General features: G+C 60.1%; 10 protein-coding genes. 6 read left to right on the forward strand and 4 right to left on the reverse strand.

Going from position 1 to position 11213, the window contains the following annotated elements; translation table 11 throughout:
* Nucleotides 1–46: 46 nt before the first annotated feature.
* The 5 genes from INT29_RS12815 to crtI all read left to right on the forward strand — a co-directional run bounded on the left by INT29_RS12815 (nt 47) and on the right by crtI (nt 6420).
* On the forward strand, nt 47–1327 hold the full coding sequence (locus tag INT29_RS12815; RefSeq protein WP_101573755.1) for an ATP-binding protein: 1281 nt from the start codon (nt 47–49) through the stop codon (nt 1325–1327).
* 217 nt (nt 1328–1544) lie between these two features.
* Complete coding sequence (locus INT29_RS12820) at nt 1545–1865, forward strand: hypothetical protein (protein ID WP_145997455.1); 321 nt, start codon at nt 1545–1547, stop codon at nt 1863–1865.
* Nucleotides 1866–2381: 516 nt separating this feature from the next.
* Nucleotides 2382–3890, forward strand: a complete 1509-nt coding sequence (locus tag INT29_RS12825) for an SDR family oxidoreductase (RefSeq protein WP_193071873.1) — start codon at nt 2382–2384, stop codon at nt 3888–3890.
* Nucleotides 3891–3931: 41 nt separating this feature from the next.
* On the forward strand, nt 3932–4828 hold the full coding sequence (locus INT29_RS12830) for a phytoene/squalene synthase family protein (RefSeq protein WP_101573762.1): 897 nt from the start codon (nt 3932–3934) through the stop codon (nt 4826–4828).
* Nucleotides 4825–6420, forward strand: a complete 1596-nt coding sequence (gene crtI, locus INT29_RS12835; protein ID WP_193071874.1) for a phytoene desaturase family protein — start codon at nt 4825–4827, stop codon at nt 6418–6420. The genes INT29_RS12830 and crtI overlap by 4 nt, the downstream gene beginning before the upstream one ends.
* Here the strand turns inward: crtI and INT29_RS12840 are convergent.
* The 3 genes from INT29_RS12840 to INT29_RS12850 all read right to left on the reverse strand — a co-directional run bounded on the left by INT29_RS12840 (nt 6404) and on the right by INT29_RS12850 (nt 9643).
* Nucleotides 6404–6991, reverse strand: a complete 588-nt coding sequence (locus tag INT29_RS12840; RefSeq protein ID WP_193071875.1) for a YdhK family protein — start codon at nt 6989–6991, stop codon at nt 6404–6406. The genes crtI and INT29_RS12840 overlap by 17 nt on opposite strands.
* Before the next feature lie 87 nt (nt 6992–7078).
* Complete coding sequence (locus INT29_RS12845; protein WP_193071876.1) at nt 7079–9247, reverse strand: heavy metal translocating P-type ATPase; 2169 nt, start codon at nt 9245–9247, stop codon at nt 7079–7081.
* Nucleotides 9248–9274: 27 nt separating this feature from the next.
* Nucleotides 9275–9643, reverse strand: a complete 369-nt coding sequence (locus INT29_RS12850) for a metal-sensitive transcriptional regulator (protein ID WP_193071877.1) — start codon at nt 9641–9643, stop codon at nt 9275–9277.
* A 137-nt stretch (nt 9644–9780) separates the two neighbouring features.
* On the opposite strand from INT29_RS12850, the gene INT29_RS12855 reads away from it, so the two are divergent.
* The gene (locus INT29_RS12855) at nt 9781–10359 is read left to right on the forward strand and encodes a CueP family metal-binding protein (RefSeq protein ID WP_193071878.1); all 579 of its coding nucleotides are present in this window, start codon (nt 9781–9783) and stop codon (nt 10357–10359) included.
* Nucleotides 10360–10395: 36 nt separating this feature from the next.
* On the opposite strand, the gene INT29_RS12860 is transcribed toward INT29_RS12855, so the two are convergent.
* Complete coding sequence (locus tag INT29_RS12860) at nt 10396–11208, reverse strand: NAD(P)-binding domain-containing protein (protein ID WP_193071879.1); 813 nt, start codon at nt 11206–11208, stop codon at nt 10396–10398.
* Nucleotides 11209–11213 lie beyond the last annotated feature (5 nt).

The raw sequence follows: 11213 nt of genomic DNA on the forward strand, positions 1-11213 counted from the left end.
CGGCGAAACTGTTCAATAAGTGACGGCGAAACTGTAATCTTGGTCCATGGAGTATCAACCACGAATCCTTGACGGTGTCATTTCAGACGCTCTGAAGAGGTTCCCTGCCATAGCTGTGGACGGTCCGAAGGCTGTGGGGAAATCTGCGACCGCATCACGGCTGGCCGGATCTGTATTCAGGCTAGATAATCCGGAAGAACTATCAATCCTTCGCGCTGACCGTGGTCGAGCCAGCTCAGCTGCTCGTCCAGTTCTCTTAGACGAGTGGCAGTACGACCCGCCGATTTGGGACCACGTCCGTCGAGAAGTCGATCATGACCGTGCTCCGGGGCGCTTTCTGTTGACCGGCAGCGCGAATACCAATGAAACACAGATCCATACCGGTGCGGGCCGTATCGTTCGGCTCCGTATGTACCCGATGTCTCTAGAGGAACGTCTCCTAGACGAACCATCAGTCAGCCTCCGCCGCATCCTCGCTGACACCGGCGACGATATCGAGGGAACAACTAGCGTGTCGCTCGACTCGTACGTGCGCGAGATCGTGTCTTCAGGCTTCCCTGCCCTCCGCAACGGCTCCTCGTCAACAATTGCGGACGAGCTGGATGCCTATCTCACTTATGCGTTACAGAGAGAGGTTCCTGCACTCGGTTCACAATTCAGACGGCCGCAGGCTCTGCTTGCATGGCTTCGTGCATACGCTGCAGCGACCTCGACGACTGCAAGTTTCGAATCCATCGCTGCAGCGGTTTCAAAGGAGAGCCGCCCAAGCCGCGCGACTATAGGAGATTTCAGAGAAGCGCTCAGCCAATTGTGGCTGCTTGATGAAATACCCGCTTGGATACCTGAGGGAGGGGAACTGAACAAGCTGGGAAATAAGCCGAAACATCAGCTCGCAGATCCAGCTCTTGCTGCTCGGCTCCTCCGCGCGACGCCGGAGTCGCTTCTCGGAAACCGAACACGGGCCGACACCAGCCGCAACTATCGGAGCTTGAAGAATGGCCCACTCCTCGGATCCCTCTTCGAGTCTCTCGTCACCTTATGCATTCGGTGTTATATCCCAGCATTCGGCCATCAGGTAGGTCACCTGAGAACGCACTCCGGAGACCACGAAATCGACTTGATTGTTGAAAAGCCGGATGGTCGTGTGGTTGCAATAGAAATCAAGCTCGCCTCAGAAATCGATGATTCCGACGTTCGCCACCTCAACTGGCTGCACCAGAAGATTGGTGATGAGCTCGTCGACAAAATCATTGTGACATCCGGAAAATTCGCCTATCGCAGACAGGACGGAGTAGCTGTAGTTCCTCTGGCGCTTCTGGGCTCATAGCTGGAATCTGACTGCCCAACACCCTGCATCAGTCCCCTCGTCGTTTTCCTCGGTTGCCGGTTACCCAGGCGCTGAGAGTCACGCTGGCCCAGCCGATGCCTACGCCAGCAATGCTGGGGTGCCTCAGTTTGGTATCTGCCTCGCGATGTCTGCAAGAACGTCGTCGCTGTCCATGACGGTAACGACGGTTCTGTCCTCGCCATGAAGTCTATTGATGGTGCCAAGATCAAGGCCGGCGCCGACATCGTCGCCTCACCCCCACGCGATCGGGTTCGGTCGACTGATCTTCCGATTCGGTGCAGACGACAAGCCAGTCGAGGAAGCCCCCGATTTCAGTCCCCTCGCAATTCCCGCCCAGACTGCCTATGGCGATTGCGGCCGCGACATCGTCACACTCGCGGGCGAGACCAAACCACTCGTCACCAACACGGCACTTCCATGGGCGGCCCCGGAGAACCGGATCATCGTCGCCTCGAACTCCATCATCTACTCACTCGACCCAGAAGAAGAAGCAGCTCAGGAAGAAGGCGACAAGTAATGCGTACTCTCACCACGGTCCTCGCCAGTCTGTTCCTCGTCCTCGGACTCGCCACAGGAGCATCCGATGCAACCAGAACCCCTGCCCGATGCGCCACAGCTAGAAGCCGGACGCGGAGAGTTTCTTTGCTCAGTCCGAGCTCGTTCGCGACGCGGGCGGTTGCCCGTTCGCGGTGTCGGGGTCGGCTTGAGCATGGATCACGAGTTCGACGGCACGAGTCTTGAGCTCGTCGGTGTATTTAACTGGCACGAGGCTTCCGGTCGCGTTTGGCGACCTGTCGCGATGACCTCGTTGAGAACAGCGCTCTTGTTCTTCTTCGAGGCTTTCTTGTACTGCCTGGCGTATTTCGTGGTGGGCTCTGTTCGAGTCGCCATCGACCGGTCACTCCCCATGGTGTCCGAGGGTCCACCCTTTCGCGGGTAAAAATATATGAGGCATGGCGGGTGGCATCCGGACTGTTTATCTGAGTCTCGTCGATCACTAGCCAAGCTAGCGAATTATACTTATGGTGACAGCGTGGAACAATCTCACCCTGAAGCCATCGAGCCATCACGCCACCCCCGCACGGTCCTGGTGCTCGGAGCCACCGGTTACATCGGGGGACGCCTCGTCCCTCGCCTATTGCAGGCCGGCCACCGTGTTCGCGTCGCCGTGAGATCACCGCACAAACTCGAACAGGTGCCTTGGGCCGATGACGTCGACATCCATCGCGTCGACCTCGACGATGGGGACGGCCTCGTCGAGGCTGCCACCGGAGCCGAGATCATCCACCACCTCGTCCACTCGATGGGATCGGGGCACGACTTCGAAGACAGGGAAGCCGCAACCGCCAGACGGGTAGCCGAAACAGCAGAAGCCGCAGGCGTCCGACGCATCGTCTACCTCGGAGGACTCCACCCCGACAAGGCGGACCTGTCCATGCACATGCGCTCGCGAGCAGAGGTCGGCCGGATTCTCATCGACTCGTCTGTGCCCACTGTCGCGTTCCAGGCAGGCATCATCATCGGATCTGGATCGGCCTCCTTCGAGATGGTTCGTCACCTCGCCCTGACTTTGCGGTTGATGCCGGCGCCGAGGTGGGTCACCAATCACGTTGAACCACTGGCGGTCCGTGATGTGCTCTACTACCTCCTCAGGGCCGTCGACATCGACGGTGACGTCAACCGTGCCTTCGACATCGGGTCCCATGATGTTCTCAAGTATGCCGAGATCATGAAGACGTTCGCCGCGATCGCCGGACTCAAGCCCCGGCACGTCCTCACGTTACCTCTGCCCGCACCCACACTGTCCGGGATCTGGGTTGGCCTCGTTACCCCGCTGCCGTTCACGCTGACCCTGCCGCTCGTCCAGTCACTGCAAGAGGATGCTGTCACCAAAGACCGCGATGTCGACTCTGTCATATCGCCACCACCGGACGGTCTGCTCAACTATGAGCAGTCCGTGCGCTTAGCGCTGCAGCGCGAGGCTGAAGGGGCCGTCGATACTAATTGGGATGCCGATGCGGGGGAGCTTGCCCAGGCAGCGAAACCTCTGCCCAACGATCCCGAATGGGCAGGAGAGCGAGTATTCACCGATGACCGGACACTGCGCTTTCCAGGGCTGACGCCTGAGCAGCTGTGGCCAGTCATCGAAGGCATCGGCGGACGAAATGGCTGGTATTCATGGCCACTCGCATGGAAGGTGCGAGGTGTGTGGGACAAGCTCGTCGGTGGCGTTGGACTCAATCGTGGGCGACGCCTGCCGGACCGTCTGCGTGTCGGTGACCCTGTCGATTGGTGGCGGGTCGAGGAGCTGGACCCCGAGCATCGTCTGCTCCTTCGTGCCGAAATGCAGGTGTCAGGCAGTGCATGGCTCGAATTCACCACCACCGAGGCTGGTCGTGGCTGCGATTTCAGGCAGCGAGCGGTCTTCATTCCGAAAGGCATCCGAGGGCGACTCTATTGGGGGTTCGTCTCGCCTTTCCATCGGCTCATCTTTCCTGCCATGGCGAAGAATATCGCCGGAGCGGCGGAAAAATCTCGGTGAAAGCGAGGCCAACCACATAATCGTTAGCTAAGCTAACGAATATGTTCTCACAGACGCACGAGGTGTTCAGTCGGACGGCTCAGCAGGCAGCCAACGCCGTCATCTCGAACTATTCGACGTCTTTCGCACTGGCCACCAGACTTCTCGGTTCCAACCACCGTCACCACATTCGCAACATCTACGCTCTCGTCAGAATCGCCGATGAGATCGTCGATGGGCTTGCCTCCGACGCCGGACTCGAAACGAAAGAGCAGTACGAACTGCTCGATGGCTTCGCGAACGCAACCCGCAGCGCCCTGAGATTCGGCATCAGCGACAACCTGATCATCCACGCATTCGCTCAGACCGCCAGGACGACCGGAATCGCTGGTGATCTCATCGAACCGTTCTTCGCTTCGATGCGAGCAGATGTGAGTACGCTCAGCGAACCCCCCTCATCCGTGCGCAGCTTCGGCCCGGACGAACATCGGGACTACGTCTACGGCTCCGCAGAGGTGGTGGGCCTCATGTGCCTCAAAGTCTTCCTCTGTGCTCAGAATCGCACGCCCGCTGAAACCGAGCAGCTGGAATTCGGTGCGCGACAACTCGGAGCGGCGTTTCAGAACGTGAATTTCCTCCGCGACCTCGCCGACGACAGTCTGAGACTGCGCCGCAGCTATCTCACCGCCGACAGTCGACTCACGGACGCCGACAAAACCGTGTGGGTGATCAGGATTCGACGACAGCTCGCACATGCTCAGGCCACTTTCTCGCTTCTGCCGAAAGATGCCAGAACAGCGGTGAGAAGCGCCGCAGCCCTCTTCTCCGCTCTGAACGAGAGGATTGCTGTCACTCCCGTCGAACGTCTGTATCAAGAACGAGTGCGCATCCCCAACGTGGTGAAAGCAAGGCTGGCTTCGAAGGCCATCGTCGTCACGGCGAGGGAGAGGCGACCATGACACAGCGCATCGGCGTCATCGGCGGAGGGGCAGCGGGATTGGCCACTGCGGCACTGTTGGCCCGTGAGGGGCACACGGTCGACCTCTTCGAGCAGAATTCGACTCTCGGCGGCCGTATCGGTTCGATCGAGCGGGACGGTTATCGGTTCGACACCGGACCGTCCTGGTACCTGATGCCGGAGGTCTACGAACATTTCTTCAATCTTGTCGGGACCTCTGCGAGCGCCGAACTGGATCTGCGCCCCCTCGACCCGGCCTACACCGTATTCAGCCCCGCCACGACATCCTCACAAGCGCAGACGATCACGATTCCGCAGGGCAAAGCCCAGGTCCTCGAGGTCTTCGAGCGCACCGAGCGGGGCAGCGGTCGTTCTCTGAGCCGATATCTGGCATCGGCCAACCGCACCAGGAAGATGGCGATCGACTACTTTCTCTATAATCTCTTCACCTCACCGATGTCGATGCTTCGGCCAGAGGTCATGACCGCGCTTCCGACTCTGGTTCGTCTGCTCGGCACATCTCTTGAGCGCTTCTCCTCCACCTCGGTGAAGCATCCTGTGCTGAGGCAGATCCTCCAATACCCGGCGATCTTCCTCGGCACAGACCCACGGAGGGCACCGGCGATCTACCACCTGATGAGTGCCTTGGACCTGTGCGACGGGGTCCAGTACCCGATGGGAGGATTCAGGACCATCGCCGATGCATTGACCCGCATCGTCGAAAGATCCGGAGTCCGCGTGCACACCGATGCGACCGTCACACACATCTCTGCCGCACCACAAGGCAGCGGACGCCGAAAAGCCACCGGCCTCGTCTGGACGGATCACGAGGGCCGGAATCACGAACACCGTTGTGACACCGTCGTCTCAGCCGCTGATCTTCACCATACGGAGACTCAGCTCCTGGACTCTGTCGATCGGAGCTTCCCTGAAAGCTGGTGGGAGAGGGTGACGAGTGGGCCGGGCGCCATTCTGGTCTTTCTCGGAATCGAGGGTGAGGTCCCGCAGCTTCCGCATCACTCACTCTTCTTCACCGACGACTGGTCGACTAACTTCGACGACATCTTCGGCCCTCGACCGAAGATCTCCTCCCCGGCATCGGCCTATGTGTGCAAACCCAGCCACACCGATCCCAGTGTGGCACCACCTGATCACGAGAATCTCTTCATCCTCATCCCTGTGCCGGCTGATGCCGGAATGGGCGCCGGGGGCCGCGACGGGCAGGGAGATCCACGCATCGAACGTGCAGCGGATCGAGCCATTGAGCAGATTGCCCGTTGGGCCGATATCCCTGATTTGAGAGATCGGATCAGATTTCGACAGACTCAGGGGCCGACGGACTTCTCCAGCAACTTCAATTCGTGGCTCGGGGGGATGCTCGGGCCAGCCCATACGCTGCGACAGAGTGCGATGTTCCGCCAGCAGAATGTCTCCAAAAACGTGGAGGGGCTCTACTATGCAGGTGCGACGACCGCTCCCGGTGTCGGTGTGCCGATGTGTCTGATCAGCGCCGAACTGGTGCTCAAACGCATCCGAGGTGACTCGAGTCCGGGGCCGCTGCCCGTCGGCAACGGGTCTACTCGGCTGGCTTGATTTCGTCTTCGACAACCCACTTATGGTTTGTCATCGTCATCTCGTCCGTGTCGACATCGACCATGTAGACAGTTTCATCGGTCGAGCTTGCGATCGTTGCCTCTGCGCCCTTCATTCCTGGCATATGGTCGGCTTCGAGCTTCACCTCAGAGCCGTCCTTCAGGGGTGCTTTCCCGGGGTTGTCGAGTTCCTCATGAACAACCCACTTGTGATCCTTCACCGGGTCGCCGCCATCGGTTGGGGTGTAGCTGACCGAATAGGTCGTGGTGTCGAAGGCGCCTGAAATCGTCGCCTCTGCACTCTTCATCCCTGGCATATGGTCGGCCGTGAGTTTGACCTCATCACCGACGGCGTACTTCGGATCGGACGCCTTCTTGATGCCCGCTGGCGGATCGCCGCCATCAGCGGCGTGCTCATGGCTGTCGCCATGCCCCTCACCGGATGACGACTCGGACTGGTCCTGAGAAGGTTGACCCGCTTCGTCTTCTCCGGAACTGGCACACCCGGACAATGCCAGGGCTGTCGCGGCTGCGATCGCAGCGATTGTCGTCAACGGTGTGGTCTTCTTCATGTTTCTCCTTCTTTTCCGGACCCACAGGCCCTACGGTGCACCGACGTTCGGATCGGTGATTTATGGGGCGACGATCCCGCCGACCTTTCAGACAGTTGCATCTTCCACGGGCAGGGCTGCGAGTGTGGCTGGGTCGAGATCGACTCGGCGCAGCAGCTGGGCGTTGAGTGCGACGACGATCGTCGACAGCGACATCAGGATTGCCCCGACTGCAGGGGACAAGACGAACCCGATCGGTGCGAGGACACCAGCTGCGAGAGGAACGGCGAGAACGTTGTAGCCGGTAGCCCAGGCCAGGTTCTGCAGCATCTTGCGATAGCTGGCCCGCGAGAGGTCGATCATCGACAGCACGGCACGGGGGTCATTTCCAGCGAGGACAACTCCCGCTGATTCCATCGCCACATCCGTGCCGGCACCGATGGCGATGCCGACCTCAGCTCGTGCCAGGGCCGGGGCATCATTGACGCCATCTCCGACCATAGCCACAGCCTGTCCACGACTCTGAAGCTCAGCGACCTTGGTGTCCTTGTCCTGCGGGAGGACGTCGGCAAAGACCTCGTCGATCCCCAGATCCGCGGCCACTGCGTCAGCGACTTGACGAGCGTCGCCGGTGATCATGGCAACAGCTACACCTCGACTGTGCAGGGCCTCCACTGCTGCCTGTGATTCCGGCCGAACCCGATCTTCCAGAGCCAGGGCCCCGATGATCTGTCCGTCGGAGACCACATGCAGGATGCTGGCTCCGCGATCGACCCATTCCTGAGTCCTGGCGGCAATATCAGCTGGTGGGTCGAGGTTGAGCTCACGCAGCATATTGGGTCCTCCGACAGTGATCTCTGCACCGTCGACGACTGCGCGCACCCCTCGTCCGGTGGCAGACCTGAACTCAGAGCCGACCAAGGCCATCGCCGAAGCTTCCTCGTGCTCACTGGCAGCCGTCACGATTGCCCGTGCCACGGGGTGTTCACTATCAGCTTCGGCCGCGGCGGCGATGGCCAGCAGCTTCCCGTCTGTGATGTCCGCTGCGGTTGCGATGTCGGTGACTGCGTGAGCGCCCTCGGTGAGGGTGCCTGTCTTGTCGAAGAGGACGACGTTGACCGTGCGCATCCGCTCCAGAGCAATGCGGTTCTTGATCAGTACTCCGGCCTTTGCGGCTCGCTCAGTGGAGATCGCGATGACGAGAGGAATTGCCAGGCCCAATGCATGTGGGCAGGCGATGACGAGGACAGTCACAGTACGGATCACTGCATCATCGGGCTGGCCGATGAGGAACCAGACAAGGAAGGTGATGATGCCTGCGCCCAGCGCGAACCAGAACAGCCAGGCCGCGGCCCGGTCAGCCAGTGCTTGTGCCCGGGATGAGGATTGCTGGGCTTCGGCGACCAGGCGTTGGATGCCGGCCAGTGCGGTGTCCTCGCCGATGGCTTCGACCGAGACTTGCACGGAGTTGTCTGTTGCGACGGTGCCAGCGACCACATGATCCCCGCTTGCACGGGTGACGGTCTTCGATTCGCCGGTGATCATGGATTCGTCGAACTCTGCCGTACCGTCGACGATGCTGCCATCGGCCGGTACTCGTGCCCCGGACCGCACGAGAACGATGTCTCCGGTCGTGAGCTCACTGATCGGCACGGTCACGGTTCCGTCGTCGGTGACCTTGTCTGCCTCGTCTGGGATCAGATCGGCAAGAGCATCGAGTGCACCAGATGCCGCGCCCAAGGCACGCATCTCCATCCAATGGCCCAACAGCATGATGACAACGAGCAGGCCCAGTTCCCACCAGAAATCGAGCATGAACCCGCCGATACCTAGGCTGGTGATCCATGAAGCCACGAACGCGACGGTGATGGCCATGGCGATGAGCAGCATCATGCCCGGTTGGCGCGACTTCAGTTCCGACCATCCGCCGGTGAGGAATGGCATGCCGCCATAGAAATAGATGACGGTGCCCAATATTGGGGCAATCCAGTCGGCTCCCGGGAACTCCGGTGTCGTGTACCCGAGCAGGCTGGCAAACATGGAGCTGAAGAACACGACCGGGATCGACAGTGCCAGGCTCAGCCAGAACTTGTTCTTGAACATGGCCGCGTGATCACCGTGGCCGCCGTGGCCGGCATGATCACTGTGTCCGCCATGGCCGCTGTGGCCGTTGTGGTCGCCATGACCGCTGTGCTGGCTGTGTGAGTCGTGGTCCTGGGTGCTGAGCGAGTTGTGGTCGTGGTGCTCGTCCGACACATGGGGATGTGGGCTGCTCATGATGTCCTCCTGCTTCTTGTCTGTGGGTTAGCTGCGCATCAGTCGGCTGATGGCTTCAGAGACTTCGTCGAGCTTGGAATCGGCGTCGGCTCCGCCGTCCTTGACTGCGTCGACGACGCAGCTGCGCATGTGGTCGTCGAGAAGTCCTCGAGCTACGTTGCGCAGCGCTGATTGGATTGCTGAGACCTGGGTGAGGATGTCGATGCAATACTGCTCTTCATCGACCATCCGCTCGATTCCCCGAACCTGACCCTCGATGCGTGCCAGCCGTCGTTGATATCGGCCTTTGTCACGGATGTATCCGTGCTCGTGACCAGCAGCAGGGCAAGAGGGATCCGCGCCAGCTTCATTTGTCTGAGCGGCGGTGGCGTCGTTTGGCTCGCAGTTCTCACTCATGTTGCTCCTCCACAATTGAATACCGGGGGTAGGTATCTGGCGCCGAGCATATACCCATAGGGGGTATAGTTGTCAATGGCAATCAAGCCTGTCCGCTGTTTGTGGTGGGCAACACGAATGCGATGCGAGGAGATGGAATGAAACGACGTGGAATTGCCATCGCGGCCCTCACGCTGCTGTTGGCTGGCTGTACAACCGGAGGCTCAGATTCGGGACCCGATGTCGAGCAGGTCTCGTCGGAGGAATTCCTCTCTGACCATGGGCTGTCAGGAATGGATGCTGTTGAAGCAATCGATCATCTCGATCAGCTGGACGTAGCCGATCGACCAGGCGATCTGATGGCCTCGGTCTATCCTGATGAACTCGTATTGGCTGGAGAGGCGCAGGAAGTGACCCTCGACTTACCGGCAGATAAGACGTATGTGTCGATTGCCCCGTTTGTGAACACCACTCACGACTGCTTCTATCACAGCCTGACCACCTGCCTGGGAGAGCTCAACAAAAAGAAGATCGATGTCCAGATCGCCGACAAGGCCGCCGGCGACATCGTGGTCGATGAAACAGCCACGACCTTCGACAACGGTTTCGTCGGGTTCTGGGTGCCAAGCGATATCAAGGGAACCATCGAGGTCGGCTACGACGGCAAGTCCGGTTCTGCCGACTTCTCCACAACCGATGAGGGCGCAACCTGCATCACTGATCTCCAGCTGACTTAACCGGTGGAGCCGGTTCTCCAGATCAGCTTTGTCCGTTCACTTCGTGGAACGCAGCTCATGCGAGTATCCCTCGCGAAACGTGGGGAACTCCAGCGATCCGAGGAGGTCTTGGAACCGAGTGTTCTTGATTCGCCGCCCTGCTTCAGGCTCGTCCTCCAGATCCGGTGGAGCCGAGATGTCCAGAGCGGAGGCCAGAAATCCGACGACCTCACCCAGCTGGACCGGACACGAGTCCGCAGCATGCAACAGCTGCGGCGGGTCTGGGGTGAACAGGAGGGCTTCCATGCCTCGGATGAGATCGCGGTAGTGAACGCGATTCGTCCATCGGCGGTAGTTGACTGCTCGGCCCGACCGAACTCCCTTGATGAGCGGCGAATCCTCGCGACCATAGATCCCGGCGGCCCGAACGATCGCAGCGGATGGGTATGTGGCACGAATGAGCTCTTCGGTGTCCCAGAGAGTGCGGGCAGGGCCCGACTCGGGTTTGGGCACGGTCTCCTCATCCGTGGTCTCCCCGGGTGCTGCGGCGCCGAGAACCCGAGTCGAGGACACGAGAATTACCCGCTTGGGGCGAGAGCCCAGGATGCTGATCAGACCTTCGACTCCGCGGCGATACGTCTGCTCATAGCTTGCATCGGAATAGTCATCGGGAGTCAGCGTGATCACCACTGCATCAACGCCTTCGATGGTGATGGTGCCGGGGTTGCCAAGGTCGACGTACAACTTTTCGAACGAGTCGGGAAGCTCTTCTGGGTGTCGGCGCAAGCCGATGACCTCCTGGCCGCTGTCCACGAGCCTCAGGCCCAAGCGGGTTCCCAGGTCACCGCATCCTGCTAGAAGCACCCTCATGTTCT

The sequence above is a fragment of the Brevibacterium sp. FME37 genome (assembly GCF_014897485.1).
In the GTDB taxonomy this organism is placed as follows: domain Bacteria; phylum Actinomycetota; class Actinomycetes; order Actinomycetales; family Brevibacteriaceae; genus Brevibacterium.